A 25,331-nucleotide genomic window follows, 5' to 3' on the forward strand; every position below is an offset into this window, starting at 1 on the left:
CCAGAGATTCTCGTTGTCGATCTCCTCCTGATTTTAGTTTGCATGGTGAATTTTGCAAATTGAATCTACAGGAGGTTAATAATGGGATTTAATTATGGATATGAGAAAAAGAAGTTTGATAGTAGATGGAAGCGTTTAGAAGTTGAGTATTGTGATGCAGGGATGAGCGAAGAACAGATTGCTGCCATGAAAGAATATGACTGGGCATGGTTTTGCAGTCAAAGGGTTTTTCAAAACCATACGCAACCAATACCTTGTGAACAATATGATGAAGTATGTGGTCAATCACAGCTGTTCCGAAAGTTTGCATCGTTATCTTATCAATGGGATGTTGATAAGATTGATCAAACGCGATATGGATGGTTGGCTTCGGTGGAAAACGAACAACTACTGTTGAGATTGAAGAAGCTGTCGAAGAAAGATTTGGAGCTATTGACATTACTTTTTGTGGATGGTTATCGTCAAATTGATGTAGCACGTCTTTGGCATTGTTCCAGAAGTGCTGTTGCACAAAGATTTAAAAAAATAAAAAAATTTTTGAATAACACTTAACAAATGAAGCGTATCAGTGCCTACCCATTGAGGGAAGAACATTCTCCCAATGTGGAGCTTGACAATTTCATAGACGGCATTTCCGGTACATAACCTATGTACGAGCGAATCAGGCACGCCGCGAAGATGGACAGCCCCAGGAGGTGATGAATAGGACTGTTCCGAGCGATCCACGTCAGCCTGATACCCGAAAGTGGCATTTCAGGGCGCGATGACTGCATAGGGGTTAAAGATACTTCCTCACGGCCTCCTAAAGACTTGGGGGGAACTCTGCGGCGCACGAGTAAAACGACGCTGTGGAGTTATGACAGCCGCGCCAGCGGAGACCGGAATGTCCCCATCGCCAGGGGTGCGTGGCAAATGTGGCGAGTAAATTTTTCAAAGTCAGATACCATGCGCTGGCAGCTTCGGTTGCCAGCGCATTCATGTGATTTTGAAAGCAACAACCACATCTTTGACAGAAAGGGGGACCACCTATGGAAAAATTGATTTCGCGGAAAGAGGCTGCCAAATTACTGGGGATTAGCATTGCCACTTTGGATGCAGCTCGAAACAGTGGGCTAATTTCCTATGTTCAGTATGTGCAAAATGGTTGCGTGTACTTTACAGATGCTGGCCTTCAGGAGTATATCGCAAAATGCACCCATCGTGCAAAGCCAGTGGAAAAAAGCGCTACATACCGCAAGCTGCGAAGTGTCCGAGCTTGAGCTGTTCCGTATCCTTGCTGGAACCTAATATGTCTGATAAAACAAAGGTACAGCGCTGGACATTATTCTTAGGAGGTGACGGAATTGGCAAAAAGAAAAAGGGCAATTCCTCAATATGGTACGGTCGTGCTTAACGGCATTGAATATTATAGAACCAGAGTCGAAGATTCGGATGGAAACAGAGTGGCGCTTTATGCAAAGACGCCCGAAAAGCTTTATGACAAGGAACTGGAGGCGTTAGAGCAGATTGACAGTACTACGTTTCGTCGAAGATCGCCTACGGTTGCTGAGTACTGTGAGAAGTGGCTGCTGATGCAGTCCGTCCATGTTCGGGCCACCACCTTGACAGATTATACCTCTAAGGTGCGGCGGCACATTATTGGAGGGCTGGGAGACAAGAGAATGGCTGATGTATCCCTGGATGACATCCAACTTGCCCTCGTACCTGTTTCCAAGAAGTCGGCTTCGGTTTATAAGTCTGTGGTGATTCTCTGCAAGTCCATTTTCCGGGCGGCCAAGGAGAGCCATGTGATTGACGAGGACCCGACCATATACCTGGATGCAAAGGGAGGAGTTCCCCAGGAAGAAAGACAGGCATTGACGGATGAACAGGTTGAGCGGCTTTTGGACACGATCCGGGATTTGCCGCCCTATGTATTTGTGATGATCGGTTTATATGCCGGTCTGCGCCGGGAAGAAATCCTGGCGCTGCAATGGGATTCTGTGTATCTGGATGCAGAGGCTCCGTACTTAACGGTACGGCGGGCATGGCACACAGAACATAACAGGCCGGTCATTCTTACCGAGCTAAAGACCAAAGCGGCACAAAGAAACATTCCTCTCCCGGTCTGTCTGGTTGAATGTCTGAAAGATGCAAAGAAAAAATCCACTTCGGATTATGTGATTGCCAATCGGGACGGTGATCCGCTATCCTATACACAGTTTAAGCGGCTGTGGCAGTATATTGTGACGCGGACTGCAAAGCCGAGAATGGCCAGAAAACTTGTGGACGGAAAGTATGTAAAATATATGCTTTACCCGAAACTTGGAGAAAAAGCCAGGAATAACGGCCATGTGGTATATAGCCTGGATTTTGAAGTGACACCGCATCAGCTGCGGCACACCTACATCACCAATCTGATTCATTCTTCGGTGGACCCCAAAACGGTACAATATTTGGCGGGCCATGAAAGCAGCAAAATCACGATGGACATTTACGCAAAGGTCAAATACAACAGGCCGGATGATCTTGTCAAAGCAATGGGCTGTGCCTTTGACTTATGGGACGCTGTGTAAGTTCCGAACAATTCAGAAAATGAAGTAAGAGCGAGACAAGGATGTCTCGCTCTTAGTTTTTCCTTGGCCGTATCTTTGATTCAATTTGAAATCTCTGATAAAAAGGAGGTGTAGATACATCACCACGCGAGAAAGGAAATTAATTATGGCAAAGAAGAAAAAAAACATACCTCAATATGGAACCGTCACACGAAAGGGTGTCCTGTATTACAGAACCCGGATTCTGGACGCAGACGGCAAGCAGGTGAGCTTGTATGGGACTACCTGCGAGGAACTGTACGATAAAGAGCAGGAGGCGAGACGCCAGGTAGCGGAGATCATCTTCCACCGGGAGCATCCTACTGTGGCCGAGTATTGTGAGAAGTGGCTGTTGATGCAATCCGCAAAAGTGTCGCCGGCTACACTGAAGGGCTACGCCTCCAATATGAAGAACTACATTATCAAGCCTTTGGGAGATATGTATATGGAGGAAGTAACAGCGGATGATATTCGTCTGGCGCTGATCCCATTGTCCAATAAGTCCGAGAGCCTGCACAATACGGTGAATATGCTCCTCAAGTGCATTTTTTACTCGGCAGAGCGGAGCCAGTTGCTGGAATACAATCCGTGTGAGGGGATTTCGGCAAAAGGAGGGAAACCGACCCAAAAGAAAGATTCGCTGACAGACCAGCAGGTGGAAGTGCTGCTGGAAACCGTCAAAGGACTTCCGCCGTATCTGTTTACCATGATCGGCTTATATGCCGGTCTGCGCCGAGAAGAAGCTCTCGCCTTGCAATGGGATTGTGTGTTCCTCGATGCACCCACTCCATATATCTCTGTGCGGCGCGCATGGCGATCAGAGCATAACAGACCGGTTATCTCTACAACGCTTAAGACGAAAGCAGCAAGAAGGGATATTCCCATTCCCAAATGCCTTGTGAATTGTCTGCGGGAAGCCAAGGCTGCCTCCAAATCGGAATATGTGATTGCCGATAGTGAGGGACAGCCCTTGTCATATTCGCAGTTCAAACGTGTCTGGCAGTACATCGTTGTTCGGTCTACCAAGGAGCGTACCTATTATAAGTATGTGAACGGACAGAGCATCAAGTACACTGTTCAGCCGAGTCTGGGAGGACATCAGAAAAACAATCCCAACATTGTGTATAGCCTGGACTTCGATGTGACACCGCACCTGCTGCGGCATACCTACATCACCAATCTTCTGTATGCAGGTGTTGACCCCAAGACGGTCCAGTACCTTGCCGGACATGAGAACAGCAAGACAACTATGGACATCTATGCAAGAGTAAAGTATAATAAACCAGAACAGCTATTCGATGTAGTAAATTCTGCATTTCATCAAGCTGTCCCCTCGTAAAAGTGGCCTGTTTTTTGGTTAAGGAATAGGACAACCGAGGGGCCGAGGCTCAAAAAAGCCCGGAATATCAAGGAAAATCATCGCTCAGACGATTGAAGTACGGCCTCAAAGCGGCCCGCCGCGCGCCCCAGTTCTCCAAGCGCTGATCATTTCCCGGCTTTTTCAAACCGCATGGAGCCACGCTCCATGCGGTTTTTCGTTTTTTCGGAACGATTCCCGGGGACAGGCTTCTGCTGAAATTAATATGAAATTTTTGTGAATTTTACCCGTCAGCTGCGTTTTGGATTGGGGCAATTTTGTCCCAATTCGTCGAAAAAATGAGGAAAAAAACTGACAAAATGGATTTTTGACGAGGAAGTTGCACAAGATGGATTTGACAAAACTATGCAATCTGAATATAATTGCAACTACTCCGGTATACTAAGCAAAGGGTAAATTTACCAGATTATTTTTTGACAGCGGAGTGCACCCAATGCGTACCGGCCGATGGAAATTCCCCCGGCCGGCGAGCAAGAAGGAGTAGGTATGAAAAAACTTTGGAGCGAAGTCCGCGCGCTGGGCAGGTTCCTGCGCAGCCGGATCTTTGCAGTCAGTATGCTTTCTCTCGTGCTGGCGTTCGTGGTCTACCAGATCACGACCACGACCAACACCGTCTACGTCATCGGCGAGGACGGCCGCACGGTGAGCCATACGATGGAAAACCGCCCCGACCGGATCCTGCAAAGCGTCGGCCTGGGCGCCCTGGCGGCCGGCGATCCGGGGCTGGGGGAGATCTCGGGACACTACGTCCAGGTGGACACGACGAAATCCTTCCGCGTCACCCTCACCGCGGACGGCGAGACGCAGGAATACGAGGTGGACAGCGGAACAACCGTCAGCGAGCTGCTCCACGACAACGGCATCGAATACGACGGCAACGACCTGCTGGGCCCGCCCGCCGAAAAATCGCTCGAGGATGGGGACGAGGTCGTCCTCCAGCGGGTGGAATATGAAAAATACACCGTCGACGAGGCGATCCCCTATGAGACGGTGCGCAAGAATTCCCCGCTTCTGCGGGTGGGGAACAGCCGGACGATCCAGCCCGGCGCGGACGGCATCAAGACGCTGACCTACGTCCAGAGGACGGTCGACGGGGAGAAAGAGGACGTGCAGCTGCTCGGCGAGAAGGTCACCCTCGCGCCGGTCACCGAGACGATCCTCATCGGGTCGCTGACCCCCGTTTCCCCGCTTGATTTTGACCTCAACGTGGACGAGGAGGGCCGCCCGGTGGAGTACGCCCGGCTGCTGACCAACCAGGTCGCGACCGGCTACAGCGCGCGGCAGGGCGCCAAGACCGCCAGCGGGCGGTACGCGGTGCCGGGGCATGTCGCCGTCGACCCGCGTGAGATTCCCTACGGGTCCCGGCTGTATATTGTCTCGCACGACAACAATTTCATATACGGCTGCGCGATCGCCGCCGACACCGGCACCGGCCTGCTGGCCGACATCGTCGACGTCGACCTCTTCTACGACACCTACGCGGAGAGCGCCCTCAACGGCCGCAAGATCGTGGATATCTACGTGCTCGATTAAAACAGGCGGCCGCACCCGTCCGGGTGCGGCCGCCTCCGTAAATTTTTGAAAAAAGACTTGACGAAACCTTCCAAACATAGTATTATAGTAAGGCTGATTACAGTCAGTATGCGCCAGTAGCTCAGCTGGATAGAGTGACTGGCTACGAACCAGTAGGTCGGGGGTTCGAGTCCCTTCTGGCGCACCAAAAACGGACACGCTCATGCGTGTCCGTTTTTTTGTCCTTGGGCCTTGCGGAGGATTCATTCGACGAAAGGTTGGTTATCGGACTCCGGTTTTTCTCCAATGGTGTACCCGCCGGCGTCCACGATGAATTTTGAGTATTTATCATATTTTTCAAAAAAGTAGTTGGACACGGGAACGCGGAAGGCGGACACCGTAACGAACAGCCCGACCAGCAGGATGCTGAGGGCGACGGCCGCGAGCATCGCGCCCTTGATCCCACGCCGGACGGCTTTCCCGCGGGCCTCTTCGCGCCGCTCTTTCTCCAGTTTCCGTTCGATCTCCCGCCAGATACGGTTTTTTATCTCTTCGTCCGGGGCCGGCTCCGCGGCTGCGCGGGCATGGTCGGCCTCCCATTCGAGTTCCGCCGCGATCAGTCCGGCACATTTCAGCAGGTGCTCCACTTTTTGTTCTTCATATTCCCGTTCGAAACTTTCAATGTCCATCACGTCACTTCTTCCCTGGGAATAAGCCGCTTCAATTCCTCTTTTGCCCGCCTATGGATGACGCTCGCATATTCCGGCGTGACGTCAAGCAGCCTGCTGACGTCCTTGATTTTCAACCCGTAATAATAGTGCAGGATGATGAAACTGCGGTAAAGCGGTTTCAGGTTTTGAACGTAGGCGCGGAGAAGCAGATAGGACTCGTTCCGGACGACCCCCCCTTCGACGGCTGCGGTCACGTCGGGCAGAGCCCCATATTTCTCTTCAAATTCGTCCATGCTCCGGCAGGGCTTGGCCGCGCGTTCGTTGATCAGGTTGAAAATCCGACGGGTGAGGCATTTCTTCAAATAACAGTACGGCGAATGCAGCTCCCGGAGGGTCTTTATGTGTCCGGTCATCTCCAGAAACAGCGCTTGCACCTGATCGAGGGAATCCTCCCGGCATTGCAGGATGGAATCGGCATAGGAAACGAGTGCCCGATAGGTTTCATTATATAGTTTCTCCAGGTATTTCCGGTCCTCATCGTTCCCGATTCGGACGGCGAGCATAATCGGCAGCATGATATACACGGTAACCGCCTCCTCCGCGCGTACATCAGTTGCAGGTTTTCACAGTGTGCCGCATTGCCGCGGGCAGCGCTCCCGCCATTTATTTTCCATCGTTCTCAAGCCGATGCTCCTCCAGGAAGCGAAAGATGTCGGCTCGGCTGAACTGATACGCCCTGGGGCTGAACTGATCCGCCTCCTCGGGATTCAGCGTGCAGCCGAAAAAATAGGAGGCGGGAACGTCCAGGGCGCACGCGATTTCTTCGTAACAATAGAGCATGACGTGCTCTCCTTTTTCCAGACGCTTCAGCGTCTGCGTGGAGATGCCGGACAAGTTTGCGAGATCTTCGCGCGAAAGACCTCTTTCACGCCGCACCTTCGAAACGCGCAGTCCAGCTTCCTTGCTGAACGGAGTCGGTACCCTTTTCCTGTGCATATTAGCTCCCTCCCCTCCGGCTCCGATTATATTTTACCCATATTGTGAGAAATCAAAAAGAACGTATAGATTTAAAAGGGTGAAATAAGGACGGATTCCTAACAAATAGTTGTCCCAATTGATGCTGTTCGGAAAAATAACAAAGAAGGGGGAGCGCAGCCGGCGCCCCCGCCTCCTTTGTTCCGTATGCAGGATCCCTGCCGCCGTGATCGGCGCGGGGCCGGACTCCCCTGCCGGGGCGTTCCCGTCCATTCGCCGCGCCTGCGCCGTGGAAGGCCGACACGGCGTTCAAGTGTTTTTCAACGCTTTGTCCTGCTCGATTATATAGGCCTTCAGCTTTTCCAGCGCCCGCCTTTTCGATTTTGAGACCGCGGACTCCGAGACGTTTAATATCCGGGCGATCCTTCGCGTTCCATACCCCCATATAAAGTGGCAGCGGATGATGTCCGCCTCGCGTTTCGTCAGCACCCCCAGGAGGTCCTCCAAAACGATGTTTGCATCGAACGCAGGCTCATAGGACATTTTAGATTCCAGCCAGCCCGGGGGGCCGCCGTTCTCATCGTCCGCGCCGGTGTAATTGGAGATCGGGATACAGAGGCGGCTTTTGTCGGCGGCCTTCGACAGGTGGATATAGGCGTTGTACATGCTTTTTATGATGTAGCCCGCGAGACGGTTGTCCTGATGCAGGGTATCCCTGTTTAGATCGACAGACCGGATGATTTGGATGAAATGCAGCGTCAGGCTGGCCTCCGCATCCTCGGCCGAAACAAGATGCAGCCGCCGTATGTAGGTTTTCATGAGAGGGCGGAACTGCGAAAGCAGACAGAGCATCGCATCTTGACCCGCACAATCCGTACGCTGGGCCTCCCGCACTTTTTTCACCAGAAGATCAGACATAGAGCTTCCCCCCTGGGTGATACCAAGGAAGCTACATGCTGAAACTTAACCCCCGATGTCGATTTTTTTCGAATGAGGAAGGGAAGAAGGGCCGCCGCGATTTTATGGCATGTTTTTTTACTTCCCTGATACGTTTGGGGGTTCCCTTCCCAGAAGTTCCATCTATTTACTAAGAAGGGAGAAAATAGAAAAACCTAACAGTAAATTTCATTTTTAGGCAAAAAAATTAGCGCCCCATAGGAGCGCGGGACATTGGCTGTATTCATGACTTGAAAACCGGTCCTGTTAAGGAGGCTCCCCTTTGTTTGATACAATAATTTCCATGTTGCGCTTGCAATAAAGGACTCGCAGAATTAAAATAAAAAATAGATCGAGAGATACGCTCACTGGAGTGCGGATATTTAAAGTAAACATTAAGTTGTTAGATGAAGAGAAAATAATGGAGGGCAGGAATGTGAAAATCATGACAATTCTGGGGTTGGTGGGCCTGTTGGCTTTGGTCACCCCTGGCTGCTCTGGGCAGGAAAACATAAATCATGAGAATATTTCTGTGAATGGCCCTACATCGGCAGGAGAATCCGTGTCTCTCTCTTATTTGGAATTTCTGAAGGAGAAAGTATTGGCAAATGAGGTCCCGCTGCCCGACGGTTTTAAACCAGATGAGGGCGATGTGGAACTCAGACTTGTTGCAGAGTTCCCTCCGAGCACTTTGCGATATACGCTCCTTTCAGTAGACGGAGATGTAACCCAATGGGTGCTTCTGGTTGACAAAGAAGGGGAGATAAATTCTTTTCTGATCGGGGATAATTTGTTAAATGCACCGACGGTACGATTTGGGGATATCGATGCGGATAATGGGGATGAGATCATTTTGCAATGTGAATTGGATGGTGCTGGTACCACAGGCCCCTATTTTAGAAGTCTTGTTCTTAAATATAATTGTGAAGAATCAAAAGTCATTTATGATTCCGATGAAGAAACTCAGTGGATAGATTTGGGATTCCGGTTTGCATTCCTGAATCAATACCAAGGACTTGCAAAAAATGTGAGAACAGGTAAGGAAGTGGCAATTGATACGTCGGATTACCTGATATATGACGATAGCGGACAAATTGAGGATCCTTTATCGATCATAGAAGATAAAAAGTTCTTTGAAAATGCTATTAACACTGTGAAAAGCAGGAATAACTTTTTGATATTCAAACCGCAGGACATTGATCGCGATGGGAAGGATGAGATACTGGTAAGAGAGGATTTTTTTATCGATTATCAGTTTGCGCGCCGGATCGGCGCCTGTTACGCAGTGTTGGAATATGGCCCGACAGGCTTCACAATAAAAGATTGCAATTTCATAGGCACATATGATTTGAATCGAACGGCTTCGGATGAAAATTGGTTGTGGATCAATGAAAGCTAAAACAAATAAACGTGCGCTGCATGTCATGCAGCGCACGTTTATTTGTTATCTTACGAGAAAGTAATGATTACCGATGCGCTCGTGACGGGCTGTCCCATATCCAAGACCAACAAACTGGATTACTTCATCAGGATTATCAGATAAACCAACAAAAGGATTATCTTTTAACTGGCCATTCAAAAGATCCTGTGCAATATGTGTTGAGATAATCCAGCTTTCCCAAGTAGAAGTCCCTGCGCCGATAAAGTCGGGGTGCCATTTAGAGTATGTTTGATTACCTGCAGAATTTATCCATTCAATTGGTTTGAAGAATGCTTCTGGCTGCGAAGATATATACTTCCCGTAATCATCCTTAATGATACTTCTTAAATCACCACCATTTTTCAAACGGTTTTTAATTGTCCAAGCTATTGCATATTTTCCCTCGGTAGTAGCATCTTCGTGGAACAGAATTCTTGCGACAAGAGCTTCGTCATATTTTATAGAATCGTAGTCTCCAACATCATAGGATTCACCAAAGAGATCAGATAGGTCGGATTCCAATTGCCACGGATCTTTTTTGTCACTATGAGATTTGAGCCAAACCTGCAACGGTTTTGATGCAGTGCCGTTAGGGTCAAGGTATAATACGGGGTTATTTCGACAATACGAATAGAGATTGAGGCTGAGCGGATCGACCGCCTTCCTGTCCCCCGGGAGCGAAACTGTCGCGCTGCGCAGGGCGTCCTCGGTGGTGAATCTTCCGATCCGCGGGTCGTAGTTCCGCGCGCGCAAATAGTAGGTGCCGATCTCGCGGTCGAAGTACTCCCCGCAGTAGCGGAAGGGGTTCGTGTCCAGCGGCTCCGGGTCGATCTCGTTGCCGAAGGCGTCGTACCGGTAGGTCTTGAGCACGTTCCCGTTCGCGTCCAGCCGGTGCAGAACGTCGCCGTGCGCGTCGAAGAGATAGTACTGCAGCGCGCCGTCCATCTCTCGCGCGATCAGCCCGGTCCCGTGGATGTACCGCGTGTTCAGGGCGCCCGTCGCGCCGACCTCGGCCACGATGTTCTGCCCATCCCACAGGTGGATGTGCGTCGCCGCGGCACTCCCGCTTCCGGTCGTTTTGCGGTACCGCAGGCCGTCCGGACGGTAGGCGAAGCTGGCGGAACCGGATGGACCGGTAATTCCTTCCAGTTGCCCAAACCCATTATACGTCCGCGTTTCGGCGCCGTCAACCGTCGTTTTTGTGAGCTGGCTGCCGTTTCCGTCGTAGGTGTAGGTCGTGGCCGTAACGCCCGTCGTGTGGCCCGGGGAGTCGATGAAGTCCTCGCGGTCCTCGCGGATCAAACGGTTGTTGAGATCGTAGGTGTAGGCGATCTCGTACCAGTCGTCGTAATCCACGTTGTAGGCGAAGAGCGATTCGCGGTTGCCGAAGCGGTCGTAGGCGAAGTCGAGCTCGTAGCCGGTGTCGTCGCGGTAGTCCTCCTCCATGTACAGCCGGCCCATGGAGTCGTAGCTGTAGACGTAGAGGGTGCTGTCGTCGTCGACCCGGTTCACGCTGCCGTCCATGTAGTAGCTGTAGGTACGGTAGGACGGGCTGGTGTTTCCCACGTAGTTGTCGACCATCGTCACGAGGTTGGCGTAGTTGTAGGTGTAGCCCACGTAGATGCCGCTCTGCGGATACATCATCATCGTGCGGTTGCCGTTGGCGTCGTAGGAGTATTTGACCACCGTCGAGTTGTTGCTGCCCATCTCCACGAGGCGGTTCAGCCGGTCGTAGATGTAGGTGAGGCTCATCTCCTGGACGCCGCCGCGCAGCAGGAAGAACTTCACGCGGTTGCCGTTCTCGTCGTAGACGTAGGCCTTCACTGTGCCGTCCGACTCGGTCTGCTTCACCATCCGGCCCATCGCGTCGTACTCGAAGGAGACGGTCAGCGTGCCGTTGGCGTCCTGCTTCTTCTGCCCGGTGCGGGTGTAGGCGTGGGTGACGCTCGACGCCGCGCCGTCCGCCGTGACCGTCTCGCTCAGCACGCGGCCCGCGCCGTCGTAGGTGTAAGCGGTGGTATTGCCGTTGCGGTCGGTCTTGGAGGTGAGCAGGCCGGTGGCGTCGTAGACGTTCGTCTCGGTCTGCCCCATCGGGTCGGTCGTCGTCAGCAGCTTGCCGAAGCGGTCGTAGGTGTAGGAGGTGACCGCCGCGCCGTCGGTGCTGTCCCCGAGCATACCGGTATACTGGGCGGTCTTGTTGCCTGCCCCGTCGTAGACGAAGCGGGTGCGGATCTCCCGGTCGGCCCGGTCGTCGTACTGGATGGTGTCGACGACACGGCCCCTGCCGTCGTAGGTGTAGCGGGTGGTGCGCCACTCGTCGTCGTAGCCCATCTCGTAATCCTCCTCGCAGCAGAGCTGGTCCTGCCGGGTGAGGTTGCCCGCCGCGTCATAGTAGTAGCGGGTGAAGGTGTGGAAGGACTTGTAGAAGGGGGCCTCCTGCTGGATGAGGCGGCCCGCCGCGTCATAGGTGAAGAGGGTGTCGTGGCCGGCGCGGTCGCGGGATTTCACCTTGCGCCCGAGCGCGTCGTAGGTGGTGTAGACGCTGCGGCCCACCGCGTTGATCTCGCGGGTCTGCCGCCCGGCGTAGTCATATTCCCACATCGTGCTGTAGCCGCGGGGATCGACCGTCTTGACGCGGTTGCCGGCGCGGTCGTAGGTGTGCTGGGTGACAAGGTCGCCCACCTGCTCGACGGCCGCCTTGCCCATCGGGTCGGTCTGGGTGAACCTTGTGATCTGCGGCGCGCCCTCCTCGCCCGCGGTGACCACCTGTTCGAGCCGGGTCGCGCCCGGGTAGGCGGGGTTGTAGGTGTGGGTCTCGAGCATGTCGACCCCCTCGCCCGCGGCCTGCTTGGTCAGGACCTGGTCGAACAGGTCGTAGGTATAGGAGATCGTGGCGCGCGGCGCGCCCACGGCGTCATAGCTGATCTGCCGGGAAAGCCGCTGGAGGCTGTCGTAACGGTACTCGACGAGCAATGTCTCGGGGGAGAGGGCGTAGTCCTTTGCGATTTTGCCCAGCGGGGTGTACTCCTGCCGCCGGGAGAAGCCGTTTTCGTCGGTTGTGACGATCGTGTTGGCGGCGTCGTTGTAGACGGTCGTGCGGAAGGCCGCGTCCGGATGGGTCACCTTGGTGACGCGCCCGACGCCGTCGTATTCGGTCGCGGTGGTGTTGCCGTTGGGGTCGGTCGTGCTGACGGCGCGGCCGAACCAGTCGTAGGCGGTTTCGGTGCGCAGGACGCCCGCGCCGTTCGGCGAGGGGACGAGGACGCCGTCGATATCCCTGACGCCGGAAAGCTGCTGGGAGACCGGCTGGTCGGTGTAGCTCCCGTAGGTGTAGGCCGTCTCGACGAAATCCGCCGCCGTTTCCAGATCGTCCCCGTGGTAGCGCTTCTCGGAGGTCACGCGGAAGTTCGCGTCATAGGCGTAGTGAATCCTCTCCCGGAGGGTCTCCGCGCCGTCCCGCTTTTCATAGACCTTCCGCCATTCGGGCACCTTGCCCTTGCCGTCCGCTTCACTGCGCAGGGTGTCGCGCTGGACGACATACCGGCCCGCGGCGATCAGCGTGGACTGCTCCACCGGAATGCTGAAATTGCCGTCGTAGACGAAGGCCTGCTCCTGGTCGCAGCCGGGACGAGCCGGATAGCGCTCGATCTTCTTGAGGACGTCGCCCCGCTTGTCGGCCGAATAGGTGTATTCGGTGATCCGCTGCCAGATGTTGAGCTTGTCCTCAAGCCCGGCGTAGTCGTAGTTGAGATAGGAGTCGAGCTGGGTCTTGAGCAGGCGGTCCTGGTAGCCGTACTCGTGCCGCTCCACCTCCTTTTCCGCGCCGTCCACGCGGTGGAACAGCCGCTCCGAACGCTTGAAGCCGTCGTCCCGGAACTCGGTGGTCTCCCACACGTCGTAGCCGCCCGAGGCGTTCTTGTGGGTGTGGATGGTCGCGGTGGCCGTGTAATAGCTGCCCCAGTCCTGGACGCCGTAGAGGAGCTCGCCGTCGTCGTCCTTCTGCTTGTTGCGCGCCTCCTCCGCGGTGTAGCTGAAGGTGCGTTCGTCGACCGCCGTATCGGACGCGCCGGGCAGGTCGCGGCGGGAGGCGAGCAGCGGAATCTGGTGCTCCCCCTCAAAGGGCGACTCGTAGCGGTCGACGCGGGAGGTGTAGGCATATTCGGTGCGCGCGCCGGTGGGATGGTCGATGGCGGTCAGCAGCACCGAGGTGATATCCACCGGCAGATCGCCCGTCTCCTCCCGGCTCATGCGGGTAAAGTGGCTCTGGCGGCTGTAGGTGTAGGAGGTGGTGCGGCCCGCTCTGTCGGTGGCCGTCTTCAGTTCGCCGTTTTCCACTGTGTAGGTCATGAGGACCTCGCCGGTGTCCTGCCGCTTGACCGTGAGGGCGGTCCCCGAGAGCTCCAGGAGGATGACGCGGCCGAAGGTGTCGGTGATCTGGTTCATGCGGCCGGTGGAGTCGTACGCGAAGGAGATCTCGTTGCCGAACCGGTCGGTCATGCGGGCGAGGCGGTTATTCGCGTCGAAGTACGCCTTGCGGCCGTCCTTATAGGAGACGGTGTAGGCGTTGTTCGACTTGGAGACCGCATAGTCCTTGAGCGGGTAGTCCTCAAAGCCGTTGTCGTCCTCGTTGATGGGCAGGGAGAGGCCGTTTTCAAGGTGCACGAAGGTCTTGTAGCGGGTCCGGTAGTCCTGGGTGAGCACCTTCTCGATGGAGGGCAACATGAACCGCCAGCCGTAGCCGAGGCCGTAGAGCTTGTGAAAATGGTCGTTCGGACGCTTGGAAGTGCGCAGGAAGACGTTGGTTTTCCACGGATCGGGCCAGATGTAGCCGTCGTAGTACTCCTGGTCGTTGTCGAAGGTTCCGTCGTGGTTTTTGACCTCCACGTCGCTGTACCTCTGCTTCACCTCGCTGTTCAGCGCCGATTTGGAGGTCCAGAAGAGGAAGCTGTCCTCCTTGCGCACGTACATGGTGGGATTGCGGTCCTGCCACTTGGCGCGGTAGACGACGGTGTTCCAGCGGTCGCCCTCCTCGTCGTCGTAATAGAGGTTGACGTCCTCGGTGTTCGACTTGGAGGAGTCGTACTGGCGGGAGAGGCGCAGGTCGAAGCCGCCCCTGCCCGGCAGCACGAGATCGTCGTAGGTGAGCTGGACGGCGCCGCTGTTGAGGATGACGTCCTCGTTGCCGATCTCGACCGAGAAGGGCGCGTCGTTATAGTCCTTGGGGTCGCTCCATGAGGGGGTGATGGTGTCGTCGGGCGGGTCGGGCTTGACGATCTCCTCGGCGGCGGAACGGGCCGCGCGTGCGGAAAGCCGCCGCAGCTCCTCGGTCCGGTCATAGAGGACCCAGCCGTTTTCTTCCTTGATTCGTTTCATAGGGGACACTCCTTTTCATGTCATGTCAAGTGGACGTTTTTCCTTCCCACGGCCTCACGCGGGGCTGTTTGAAAATTTGTCGATGTTGGCGAGCATCCGGGCGTGGCAGGCGCTGCACCAGAAGCTCCTCTGCGCGCCGTTTTTGACGGCGTTGTAGATCGTCTGGGTGTTGCTGTTCGGGTCGGCGATGCAGCTGGAATCGTGGGCGGTGCTCTGCGCCCCGAAGATGTCGGAAATGCCGCGCAGCGTCAGGGCGACGAGCTGCTCAAAGGTGACGTTGAGCGGGAGATTCATGGCAATATACGGTTTCAGCGGCACGCTCACAAAATAATACTGCTCGCCCAGACCGAAATTGGAGTGCCTGCCGGAGGCGTTGGTGCACTTGCGGTGGCCGTCCCAAAGAAGGTGGAAGCCGTTGTCGTAGCGGCCGCGGGCCTGGTACCAGTAGAGCTGCTTGGGCCAGTTGTTGTGGTGCAGCGCGTCCTCCTCGCCGCTGTAGGTGTTGGTGCAGGGACCGCCGTGCTCGCAGAGGTAAAGCATGCCCGCGCAGTCGTCCGCGAGGGAGGGGATCATTTCGCTGACCGACGGAGCCGGCCGCAGGCCATACTCCCCATAGAGGATGGAAAAGGCCTCGTTCGCGATGCTGTTGAGCCGTTCCTGGATCGCCAGGCCGGAATAACCGGAATGATACATGAAATACCCCTGGTCGAATTCCATGTAGGGGGCGATGAAGGGCTCGAGAACCCACTCGCCGTTGAGGGCGGCGTTGTCGGTGTAGGCGTACTGCGCCACGTTCGCTCCCACCGCCGAGGCGTTGGCGGGATCGACGCAGAGCGCGCGGGTGCCGCCGCTCGCCCGGGAATAAAGGACGTAGCAGCCGCGTGCGTTTTTGGAGAGGGCCCAAAGCTGGGCGGTCTCGGGCGTATCCTTCCCGAGGGAGAGACCGACGTTGGCGCCCTCGGCGGCGCCGGAGAGGACTGCGAGCCGCCTGCCGGGGGAGTGGCGCGGGGCGAGCTGCCAGCCGCCGCTCTCCTGCGTGAGGTACCAGACCTGGTTCGGCGTCCCCGCGAAGGCGCGCTGGGTGCAGTTGGAGTCCGTTTCAGCGCCGTCCGCCGTGAGGTAGAGGCCGCTGCCGGCGTTGCGCAGGCAGTAGTTCACCTGCGTGCGCGCGTCGGGCGGGGCCGCGGCGGCGCGCGGGATCGCCGTGGAGGCCGGGCGAGCGGCGGGAGCCGGGCCGGCCAGAGGACTGAGTGCGGCGCGCCCGCTTTTCGCGGAGGGCTCGAGCAGGATTTGCGCGCCGGGAATCTCGCCGAGGATCAGCCCCTGCGCGGAGGGGATGAACCCGGCCGTTTGACGGTGTTCGTGCGAGTTACACATAGTGCATTCTCCTTTTCTTTTATTTGCCGAGGGCCGTGAGGAGCCGTCCGTTTCCCGACAGGCTGTGATGAAACGCGGCTCCGGACCCTAAACAAGCTATTGATGGATTCCGCCGGCGGATCATTCGGGACTTTTTTCATCGACGGCGCAGAGATGGTCCTGAAGCAGCTGCTTGACGTCCGTGATATCCTTCGCGGTTTCTGTGAGGCTGAGGATCATCTGCTGATAGTTTTGCTCGCGTTGGTCCTGGCGCTCATCCCGTTTTTCCTGGCTCTTGAGGATATAAAAGATCAGCGCGACGCTGAGCAGCGCCCAAACGCCGTCCACGCTGAACATTTTCAGAAATTCCATGTCCATTGCATTCACCTCCCAACGTGCAGCGGTTGCCGGCAGGGACGTGCGCGTCCTGCCGTCCGGGCCTTGGACCCGGCCTGTGGTTGATAAGAAGTAAAACCGTGTCCAAAAATTGGCCTGCAAATAAAAAAATACCGGGATCGCGCCCTCGACCCCGCGCGATGCAAAAGCCGGTGGGATGGTTTCCGATTTGTAACGTAGCGGACCAGGTACTGGCTTGCATCCTGACCGGCGTGCAGTTCACCCAAGGATGCGGTTTTAATCCGTTCGCCGGCAAGTCCCCAAGCGGCAGGTTCCGGGAGCGCTTTTTCGGGAGAAACTGCCTCGGAATGGGAACTCAAGCCGGACTGTGACAGCCGAAGCAAATACAAAAAAGCGGACTGGGCATTTGCCCAGTCCGTTTTTTTGGCGGAGGTGTTTTGTCCGGAGTTTTCTTTGCAGGCGAAGTCGCGCGCCGCCGGTATTTTTTCGTGATACACCGCAGATCGCAGGTCGTCCGGGAACCCGGCGGCCTGACCGCGGTATGCGGGCATTTCGTCAAGCAGGACGCCGTTGAGACGGCGGATCAGTTCGATACGGTCCATAGTGCCTCCCGGGCCGCGCAAAAATCGGCCGCCCCGGACGGCGCCGGGGCGCTGTGGCGGAGCGCGGCTGTTGATCTTATTGTAGCCTCCTTCCGCCGGACCGGCAAGTACGCACAATCCGGTGCCATAGTTTCCCGCGGGAACCGGATCCCCGCCGGGCCGGACCCGCGCGCGGCGGTGCATTGACAATTAACGGCCGATCTCCTATAATAAAGACAATTTACGACAACAGCTGCGGGGAACCCCCGGCCGGGCGCGAAGCCGGGACGGGCGGAGCCAGCGGGTTATGGGAGAGTAACGTGGAAGATCTGGATATCGGCAGTGTACTGCAAAACTGTAGAAGCGCAAGGAATATCAGCCTGCGGCAGCTGGCGGAAATGACGGGCATGACCGCCTCGATGTTAAGCCAGATTGAACGGAACCTGGTGAACCCGTCGATCAACACGCTCAAGCTCATTTCCATGGCGCTGGACGTTCCGATGTACAAGTTTTTCCTCAGCGAGGAGGAGGACCGGGACCTGGTGGTCCGCCGGGACGCGCGGATCACGCTCGGCAGGCCGGAGACGGAGGACATCGTCTATGAGCTGCTGACCGCCAACGTCAGCGGGGACATCGAGTTCTGCATGATGCACGTGCCGGGGAAGAACGATTCCCACAACGTCGAGACGATGCACCACGGCGAGGAGGTCGCCTATGTGGTCAAGGGGCGGATCACCGTCTACGTCAACGACGTCCCCTACGAGCTGGAGGAGGGCGACAGCGTCCTGATCCCGCCCGAGAGCCTCCACCGCTGGAAGAACGACGGGGACGAGGAGTGCGACGTCCTGTTCGCGATCACGCCGCCCAGCTTTTGACGGCGGCGGGCGGCGGAAACCGGCCGATATGGTCAGATTGTACAATTTTTTGGCTGTGAACAAATCTATTTGACGATTTTTAATTGAACAGGTTGACATTTTTAAAACGGGTGTTAAACTGTACTTAACAAACAGCGTTGTTGTTAAGTGCTTTTTAATGCCCTTTTGTTATTTTCGCAAAAAATGACCGGGAAAAATGGAATGGAGGAACCTGCAGTGAAAAAAGACCTCTCCGCGGCATATGCGTACATCGACGAGATCCGGGAGGAGACCCTCGGGCTCTACCGGGAATTCGTCAACCGTGAAAGCTGGAGCAAGACGCCGGACAAGGTCCGCATATTTTCCGACTTCCTGAAGGCGGAGATGGAGAAGGCCGGATTCGAATGCCGGTACGTGCCGGTGGGCGTCAACGCCGACACGCTGGTCGGCGTCCTGGGCAAGGACCGCCCGGGCAAGCCGATCCTCTTCTGCGGGCACATGGACACCGTCTTCCCGACGGGCATGCACCCGGAAAACCCCTTCAAGATCGTCGACGGCAAGGCCTATGGCCCCGGCGTCCTCGACATGAAGGGCGGCATCCTGATCGCGCTGACCACCGTGAAGGCGCTCAACAGGATCGGGTACGACGAGCGTCCGATCAAGTTCTGCTTCTCGGGGGACGAGGAGATCAACCACACCGGCTCCCAGGGCGCCGAGGTGATGGAGGCGGAGGCGAAGGGCTGCCTGTGCGCCTTCAATATGGAGACGGGCATGATCGACAACTACCTCTGCACCGGCCGCAAGGGCTGCCTGCGCTACACGGTCGAGGTGGACGGCGTGGAGACCCACTCGGGCAACGACTTCCAGGGCGGCAGGAGCGCGATCGCCGAGATGGCCTACAAGATCATCGACTTCCACAACATGACCGACCTTTCGATCGGCAACACCTGCAACATCGGGACGATCTCGGGCGGCACGGTGCCCAACGCGGTCCCCGCCCACTGCGAGGTGGTGCTCGACATGCGCTACACCACCATGAGCGGCAAGGAAAAGCTGCTCGCCCGGCTCGACGAAATCTGCAAAAAGACCTACATCGACGGCACCTCCACCAAATACGCCTTCCTGAACAAGCTGGACGTCTTTGAGACGACCGGCGAGGGCATGCGGTTCTTCGAGTACGTCAGGGGGATCACGAAGGAATACGGCCTCCCGGAGGTCAACGGCCGCCCGCTCGGCGGCGGGTCCGACGCCGCGTCCACGACGATGGCGGGCGTCCCGACGATCTGCTCCTGCGGCGTGCGCGGGCAGTGGAACCACACCATGAAGGAGTACGCGGTGGTCGACTCGATCTTCGACAGAAGCAAGATGTACGTCGCCGCCGTGGCCAATTCGGATCAATTCGCACAGGAATGATATCTAGGAGGGAGAGAACGGCATGAATACTCTGATTGTTTTCCTGGTTTCCATGGTTTTTCTGCTGGTGGTACTGATCCGCTTCAAATGGAGCGCGTCGGTGGGACTCGTCTCTGCGACAATCATGATGGGGCTGCTTTCCGGCATGAAGATCGCCGAGCTGACCGGCGCCATCAGCGGCGGCTTCGGCAGCACGATGACCAGCACCGGACTCGTCATCATCTTCGGATGCATCTTCGGCGAGATGCTCGGCTCGTCCGGCGCGCTGGAGGAGATCGCGAAATTCCTCCTGCGCAAGGTCGGCTCCAAGCACGACTACCTCGCGATCAACCTGCTGGGCTACGTGGTCTCGATCCCCGTCTATTTCGGGTCGGCCTACGTCATGCTCTCGCCCCTGCTCAATTCGCTGCAGAAGCTCACCAATAAGAAGATGACCGGCTATGTGAACGCGCTCTTCGTGGGCCTGCTGCTCACCCACTGCATCGTCGCGCCGACGCCCGGCCCGGTCGCGGTCGCGGCGGAGGTCGGCGCGAACCTCGGCTGGTTCATCTTCTACGGCCTGATCGTCTCGATCATCGCGAGCCTGCTCTGCGGCTGGCAGTTCTCCAACGGCATCAACGCCAAAGGCCGCAAGGAGGCCCAGGAGTTCCTCGACGCCAACAGCGACCTGATCAAGGCCGACGAAACCAAGCCGTCGGCGGGCATCGGCTTCGCGCTGATCCTTTTCCCGATCATCCTCATCGTGCTGGGCGCCGTCGTGCCGATGTTCGCCGCGGAGGGGAGCATCCTCTACACCGTCTTCCAGTTCATCGGCGATAAAAACGTCGCCCTCTTCATGGCGATGCTGCTCGCCGCCGTGACCCTGCGCAAATACCTGGTCGCGGGCCCGGCCAAGAAGGGCATCATGCGGTATATCGACACGAGCGCCAACAAGGTCGGCAGCATCCTCATGGTCATCGGCTGCGGCGGCTGCTTTGCCAAGGTCATCACCCAGACGGGCATCGGCGACGCGCTGGCGAACATGTTCTCCCACTTCAACATGCCCGTGCTGCTGCTCGGCTTCCTGCTCGCCATGATCATCCGCGCGGCGGTCGGCTCCGCCACGGTCGCCATGATGACGGCGGTCTCCATCGTCGGCCCGGCGATCGCGCTGCAGGGGCTGTCGCCCGTGCTCGTGGGCCTCGCGGTCTGCGCCGGCACCGTCGGCCTCACCCTGCCCACCGACGGCGCCTTCTGGCACCCCTCCCAGCTCAACGGCATCTCCATCAACGAGACGATGGTCGTGACGGTCAGTACCACGCTGGCCAGCGTGGTCGCCTTTGCGATCATCCTGCTCATCAACTGCTTCAGCGGCTTCCTGCCGGGATTATTCTAGTACGTTTTAGGAGTCGATTATGGATAACACGATATTGTCGATGGAGGAAAGCGAATGGAGCGCGAAATACCCGCTCCTCCGCTCCCTCCGGGATTTACGGGAATGCTTCTGGATCAACGATCAAAAACGCCCCGCCGCGCAAGCGGCGGGGAACTGTCCGTTCACCATCCGGGACATCGAGGACGCCAGCGACCGGCTGGACCGGTTCGCCCCCTATCTCGCCGCGGCCTTCCCCGAGACGGCCGTTTCGGGCGGGATTCTGGAGTCCCCGCTGCGGGAGATCCCCCGCATGAAAAAGGCCCTCGAGGAGCAGAGCGGCGTCCCGATCGACGGGAGGCTGCTGCTCAAATGCGACAGCGAGCTTCCGATTTCCGGCTCCATCAAGGCGCGGGGCGGCATCTACGAGGTCCTCAAGCACGCGGAGGAGCTCGCGGTCGAAGAGGGGCTGCTCTCCTGGACGGACGATTACGCGCGCCTCGCGGAGCCGCGCTTCCGGGAGTTCTTTTCGCGGTATAAGATCGCGGTGGGCTCGACGGGGAACCTCGGGCTTTCGATCGGCATCATGAGCGCGAAGCTCGGCTTCCACGTCACCGTCCACATGTCGGCGGACGCGCGCCAGTGGAAGAAGGATATGCTGCGCGGCCTCGGCGTGCACGTCGTCGAATATGAGAACGACTACAGCCTCGCGGTCACCGAGGGGCGCAGGCAGGCGCAGTCCGACCCCTCCTGCCACTTCATCGACGACGAAAACTCGAAGGACCTCTTCCTCGGCTACGCGGTGGCCGCCCTCCGGCTCAAAAAGCAGCTGGAGGAGATGCGGATCGCCGTCGACCGCGAGCACCCGCTCTTCGTCTACCTGCCCTGCGGGGTCGGCGGGGGTCCGGGCGGCGTCGCCTTCGGCATCAAGACCCTCTTCGGGGACGCGGCCCACTGCTTCTTTGCGGAGCCGACCCATTCCCCCTGCATGCTGCTGGGGCTCTATACCGGACGCTACGACGGGGTCTGCGTGCAGGACATCGGCATCGACAACCGGACCGCGGCCGACGGGCTGGCGGTCGGCAGGTGCTCCCATCTGGTGGGGCGGCTGATGCACCCGTTCATCAGCGGCGCGATGACGGTCAGCGACCGGCATATGTACCGTCTGCTCGCGCGGATGGCGGACACCGAGGGCATCCGCCTCGAGCCGAGCGCGCTGGCCGGCGTCCCGGGCGTCCTCAACCTCCTCGGGACCGGGGAGGGGCGCGGCTACCTGGTCCGGGAGAAGCTCGCCGGCTTCCAGAGCCAGTTCACGCACATCGCGTGGGCGACGGGCGGCAGCATGGTGCCCGCGGACGTGATGGAGGAGTACTACCGGAAGGGCACGGAGGGGGAATAGCCGTCCGGGGCCATAGACGGAATCAGGAGAAAAAGGACCCGGCGCCTGTGCAGACAGGCGCCGGGTCCTTTTTGTCCGGGACGGCGCCCGCGTTATCCGCGGGCGCCGTTTTTTTACCCGCCGCGGGGAAGGCCGGATACGCGAATACGCACCACCGGGAGAAAAAACTGTGTCACTTTCTACAAAGAAACGCGGACGGTTTTGTTGAGCTGGAACGAATCGGGGGAAATATTCATTTTTGGTATTGACTTTGTTGATAAAAAGTATAATAATCAAGTAAAAGATTACAGAATTTGAAATAGAAAAGTTAAATATTTTCTCAAGAAAATCTGCTTTAGATTTCCATTTTTGTGCTTTTTTTAAATGATATGTTGCAAATTGTGTGAAATTTCCGTGATAAACATGTGGTTATTCGGACGCTTTGACAACACGGCATCGTAATTTATTTCAAAAATAATAAAAATATTATGAATTATAATTTGCCAGATTAAAATTGAGATTTTGCCGAAAAGATCGGCGACGGCCGCACACCGCAGCACCGCGGACGCCCGGGAGGTAACGGTTGCTGCCGCGGGGTCACGGCAGCATTTATAACAATAAACAGGTGAGGTATCTTATGAGCACTGTGATTTTGGAAACAAAAAATCTCACAAAGGCGTTCGCAAACAAAAAGGTCGTCTCCGGGGTCGACTTCGTTGTCCGCGAAGGCGAAATCACCGCCCTGCTGGGGGAAAACGGCGCGGGCAAATCCACCTTCAAAAACATGCTGGTCGGACTGCTGGAGCCCACCGAGGGGTCCATCACCTTCGACGGCAGGGAGATGAAGGAGATCAAGATGGGCAAGCTGCCGATCGCCGCGGTGCATCAGGAACTGAGCCTGTTTTTGAACCTCACCGTCGCCGAAAACATCTGCATCGAGGACTTCCCCGGGAAGAAGTCGATGGTCAACTGGAAGAAGTGCCGCGAGGAAGCCCTCAAGTACATGGGCATCATGAACATCCAGCTCGACCCGGACGCGATCGTCGGGACCCTGGGCCCCGGCGAGCAGCAGCTGATCGAGATCGCCAAGGCGATCCGGCTCAATCCCCGCGTGCTGATCCTAGACGAGCCCACCGCATCCCTGACGGCGCCGGAACGCGAGCGGCTGTTCGAGGTGATGCGCACGCTGAAGAAACAGCGCATCGGCATGATCTTCATCACGCATTTCCTGGACGAGGTGTTCGCCGTCTGCGACAAGGTCGTCGTGCTGCGCAACTCCGAAAAGGTCTGCGACGCGCCGGTGACGGAGGTCACCAAGCACGAGATCGAGGAGCACATGGTCGGCCATTCGCTGGAGGGTTCCTCCTTCAGCCTGGGTGAGCCGGACCCGGAGGTCGCGCTGCGCGTGACCGGGCTCGAGTCGGAGAGCTTCGCGGACATCAATTTCGAGGTACATAAGGGCGAGATCCTCGGCGTGGCGGGCCTCATCGGCGCGGGACGCACCGAGCTGATGGAATCCATCTTCGGCCTGCGCAAATGCGGGGGCACGATCGAGTTCATGGGCGAGACCTTTAAAAGGTGGAACACACAGCAGCTGATCAAAAAGGGAATGGTGATGATCCCGGAGGACCGCAAAAACTGCGGCATCTTCCCGCGGCGCGACCTGAAGGAGAACATCACCGCGGCCCAGATCGACCACTTTGTCAACCGGAGGGTGAAGTTCTTCGGCTTCCGCAGGGAAAAGGAGAACGCGCAGAAGGTCATCGACCGCTTCCGCGTCGCCTGCCCCGGCATCGAAGCCTACATCACCGAGCTCAGCGGCGGCAACCAGCAGAAGATCATCGTCGGCCGATGGCTGAGCCATTCCCCGAAGGTCTGCATGTTCGACGACCCCACCCGGGGCGTGGACGTGGGCTCGAGGGCGGAGATCGGCGAGTACATCGTCGAGCTTGCCAAAACGGGCACGGCCGTGATCCTGGTCTCTTCCGACCTGAACGAGCTGGTCTCCATGGCGCACAGGATCATCGTGATGCGGCGCGGCCGGATGGTCTCCGAGCTGATGCGCGAGGACTTCGACGTGCGCCGGATTCTGTCGATCGCGTCCTCACAACAGGAAGACGAATCGTCGGTAGGGGGTAACCATGGTGAAAACGCATAACAGCCCGCTGAAAAGATTTATGAGCGAGCAGTGGGCGGCCGCTCTGATCGGCAACATTCTGCTCTTTTTGATCCTGGCCGTGTCGCAGCCGGCCTTCTTACAGGCGACCAACATTATGAACATCCTCTGCCAGTGCAGCCTGTTTGGAATCATGGCCATCGGCATGACCTTCGTCATCTCCACCGGCGGCATCGACATTTCGGTGGGCATGAACGCTCTGTTTACCATGGCGCTGATGTACCGGCTGAACTCCTACGGCATCTTCCCCGTGTGGGCGATTTTCCTGATCGTGCTGGTCGTCGGGTGCCTGGTCGGACTGCTCAACGGCTTCATGGCCAGCGTGCTCAACTTCCCCGACATGATCGCCACGCTGGCGACGATGTCCATCCTGCGGGGCGCGGCCTACCTGCTGCTCGACAATTCCCAGAAGTTCGTGGACGCCCCGCTGCGGGTGATCGGGAACTCCAAGCTGTTCCAGCTGGTCCCCACCCCCACGGTCCTCATGGTCATCATGACCGTCATCGGCATCCTCGTCCTGCGTTACAGCCGCTTCGGCCGGTATGTGCTGGCGGTCGGCGGAAGCAAGAACTCGGCCGTCTTTTCCGGCCTGAACGTCACCCGCATCCGGATCGGCGCCTATGTCATCTGCGGGGTCTGCGCCGCGCTGGGCGGCATCGTCTACGCCGGGCGCATCGGCTCGATCGCCCCCAACTCCTGCATGGGCTACGAGTTCACCGTCATCACCGCCGTCGTTCTGGGCGGCACCAAGATGAGCGGCGGCAAATCCTCCATTGTGGGGTCCGCGCTCGGATGCGTTTTCCTCTACCTGATCGAAAACGCCATGACGATGCTGGACATCTCCAGCTACTACCAGGTCTTCGCGCGCGCGGTGATGATGCTCTGCGCCATCGCGATCGACACCGCCACCACGATGCGCAACAATGCGAGCGTCATCAGGGAACGGCGCGCGCGCTTCCTGCAGATCCAATAGGATTGGTACCCGGCACGGCTTGCCGTGCAGAAAATAACAAAAGTCTAGGAGGAC

Annotated in this window: 20 protein-coding genes and 1 tRNA gene; 13 read left to right on the forward strand and 8 right to left on the reverse strand. The window is 57.2% G+C overall.

Annotated elements, in window-relative coordinates; genetic code table 11:
• Window positions 1–81 precede the first annotated feature (81 nt).
• The 6 genes from C1A13_RS02205 to C1A13_RS02235 all read left to right on the forward strand — a co-directional run bounded on the left by C1A13_RS02205 (window position 82) and on the right by C1A13_RS02235 (window position 5,671).
• Window positions 82–552: an RNA polymerase subunit sigma-73 gene (locus tag C1A13_RS02205; RefSeq protein ID WP_002576321.1), complete on the forward strand. Its 471-nt coding sequence runs from the start codon at window positions 82–84 to the stop codon at window positions 550–552.
• Between the two features lie 476 nt (window positions 553–1,028).
• On the forward strand, window positions 1,029–1,259 hold the full coding sequence (locus C1A13_RS02215; RefSeq protein WP_002576320.1) for a hypothetical protein: 231 nt from the start codon (window positions 1,029–1,031) through the stop codon (window positions 1,257–1,259).
• Window positions 1,260–1,343: 84 nt separating this feature from the next.
• On the forward strand, window positions 1,344–2,555 hold the full coding sequence (locus C1A13_RS02220) for a tyrosine-type recombinase/integrase (protein ID WP_002576319.1): 1,212 nt from the start codon (window positions 1,344–1,346) through the stop codon (window positions 2,553–2,555).
• 145 nt (window positions 2,556–2,700) lie between these two features.
• On the forward strand, window positions 2,701–3,912 hold the full coding sequence (locus C1A13_RS02225) for a tyrosine-type recombinase/integrase (protein WP_002576318.1): 1,212 nt from the start codon (window positions 2,701–2,703) through the stop codon (window positions 3,910–3,912).
• Between the two features lie 525 nt (window positions 3,913–4,437).
• Window positions 4,438–5,484 (forward strand): G5 domain-containing protein, encoded by a 1,047-nt coding sequence (locus C1A13_RS02230; RefSeq protein WP_172439127.1) that lies wholly within the window; start codon window positions 4,438–4,440, stop codon window positions 5,482–5,484.
• A gap of 110 nt (window positions 5,485–5,594) precedes the next feature.
• Window positions 5,595–5,671, forward strand: a tRNA-Arg gene (locus tag C1A13_RS02235).
• Window positions 5,672–5,726: 55 nt separating this feature from the next.
• On the opposite strand, the gene C1A13_RS02240 is transcribed toward C1A13_RS02235, so the two are convergent.
• The 4 genes from C1A13_RS02240 to C1A13_RS02255 all read right to left on the reverse strand — a co-directional run bounded on the left by C1A13_RS02240 (window position 5,727) and on the right by C1A13_RS02255 (window position 8,027).
• The gene (locus tag C1A13_RS02240; protein WP_146021665.1) at window positions 5,727–6,155 is read right to left on the reverse strand and encodes a hypothetical protein; all 429 of its coding nucleotides are present in this window, start codon (window positions 6,153–6,155) and stop codon (window positions 5,727–5,729) included.
• The gene (locus C1A13_RS02245; RefSeq protein ID WP_242970888.1) at window positions 6,152–6,709 is read right to left on the reverse strand and encodes an RNA polymerase sigma factor; all 558 of its coding nucleotides are present in this window, start codon (window positions 6,707–6,709) and stop codon (window positions 6,152–6,154) included. Before C1A13_RS02245 ends, C1A13_RS02240 begins: the two co-directional genes overlap by 4 nt.
• Before the next feature lie 88 nt (window positions 6,710–6,797).
• Entirely contained in the window at window positions 6,798–7,130 is a 333-nt protein-coding gene (locus C1A13_RS02250; protein ID WP_101548662.1) for a helix-turn-helix domain-containing protein, read from the reverse strand.
• Window positions 7,131–7,418: 288 nt separating this feature from the next.
• Window positions 7,419–8,027, reverse strand: coding sequence for a sigma-70 family RNA polymerase sigma factor (locus C1A13_RS02255; RefSeq protein ID WP_101548664.1), 609 nt, complete (start codon window positions 8,025–8,027; stop codon window positions 7,419–7,421).
• A 454-nt stretch (window positions 8,028–8,481) separates the two neighbouring features.
• Here C1A13_RS02255 and C1A13_RS02260 point away from each other — a divergent pair, with 454 nt between their 5' ends.
• Window positions 8,482–9,444, forward strand: a complete 963-nt coding sequence (locus tag C1A13_RS02260) for a hypothetical protein (RefSeq protein WP_146021666.1) — start codon at window positions 8,482–8,484, stop codon at window positions 9,442–9,444.
• A gap of 45 nt (window positions 9,445–9,489) precedes the next feature.
• Here the strand turns inward: C1A13_RS02260 and C1A13_RS02265 are convergent, their stop codons facing one another.
• The 4 genes from C1A13_RS02265 to C1A13_RS14600 form a co-directional block, all read right to left on the reverse strand.
• On the reverse strand, window positions 9,490–14,838 hold the full coding sequence (locus C1A13_RS02265) for an RHS repeat domain-containing protein (protein ID WP_101548668.1): 5,349 nt from the start codon (window positions 14,836–14,838) through the stop codon (window positions 9,490–9,492).
• Between the two features lie 54 nt (window positions 14,839–14,892).
• Entirely contained in the window at window positions 14,893–16,215 is a 1,323-nt protein-coding gene (locus C1A13_RS02270) for an RICIN domain-containing protein (protein WP_101548670.1), read from the reverse strand.
• 120 nt (window positions 16,216–16,335) lie between these two features.
• Window positions 16,336–16,572 carry a BhlA/UviB family holin-like peptide gene (locus C1A13_RS02275; RefSeq protein ID WP_101548672.1) on the reverse strand — a complete coding sequence of 79 codons (237 nt, stop codon included), beginning with the start codon at window positions 16,570–16,572 and terminating at the stop codon, window positions 16,336–16,338.
• A gap of 5 nt (window positions 16,573–16,577) precedes the next feature.
• Window positions 16,578–17,153: a hypothetical protein gene (locus C1A13_RS14600; RefSeq protein WP_146021667.1), complete on the reverse strand. Its 576-nt coding sequence runs from the start codon at window positions 17,151–17,153 to the stop codon at window positions 16,578–16,580.
• Window positions 17,154–17,452: 299 nt separating this feature from the next.
• Between C1A13_RS14600 and C1A13_RS02285 the strand changes: the two genes are divergently transcribed.
• The 6 genes from C1A13_RS02285 (at window position 17,453) to C1A13_RS02310 (ending at window position 25,277) form a co-directional block, all read left to right on the forward strand.
• Window positions 17,453–18,007: a cupin domain-containing protein gene (locus tag C1A13_RS02285; protein WP_101548676.1), complete on the forward strand. Its 555-nt coding sequence runs from the start codon at window positions 17,453–17,455 to the stop codon at window positions 18,005–18,007.
• 216 nt (window positions 18,008–18,223) lie between these two features.
• Window positions 18,224–19,399: a M20 family metallopeptidase gene (locus C1A13_RS02290; RefSeq protein WP_101548678.1), complete on the forward strand. Its 1,176-nt coding sequence runs from the start codon at window positions 18,224–18,226 to the stop codon at window positions 19,397–19,399.
• Between the two features lie 22 nt (window positions 19,400–19,421).
• Window positions 19,422–20,774: a GntP family permease gene (locus C1A13_RS02295; protein WP_101548680.1), complete on the forward strand. Its 1,353-nt coding sequence runs from the start codon at window positions 19,422–19,424 to the stop codon at window positions 20,772–20,774.
• A gap of 19 nt (window positions 20,775–20,793) precedes the next feature.
• Window positions 20,794–22,149 (forward strand): D-serine ammonia-lyase, encoded by a 1,356-nt coding sequence (locus C1A13_RS02300; RefSeq protein ID WP_278277658.1) that lies wholly within the window; start codon window positions 20,794–20,796, stop codon window positions 22,147–22,149.
• Between the two features lie 631 nt (window positions 22,150–22,780).
• Window positions 22,781–24,286: a sugar ABC transporter ATP-binding protein gene (locus tag C1A13_RS02305; RefSeq protein ID WP_207654170.1), complete on the forward strand. Its 1,506-nt coding sequence runs from the start codon at window positions 22,781–22,783 to the stop codon at window positions 24,284–24,286.
• The gene (locus C1A13_RS02310) at window positions 24,270–25,277 is read left to right on the forward strand and encodes an ABC transporter permease (protein WP_101548687.1); all 1,008 of its coding nucleotides are present in this window, start codon (window positions 24,270–24,272) and stop codon (window positions 25,275–25,277) included. Before C1A13_RS02305 ends, C1A13_RS02310 begins: the two co-directional genes overlap by 17 nt.
• Window positions 25,278–25,331: the final 54 nt, after the last annotated feature.

Origin of the sequence: Anaerotruncus massiliensis (ex Togo et al. 2026) (genome assembly GCF_900199635.1) — a bacterium.
In the GTDB taxonomy this organism is placed as follows: Bacteria; Bacillota; Clostridia; order Oscillospirales; family Ruminococcaceae; genus Anaerotruncus; species Anaerotruncus massiliensis.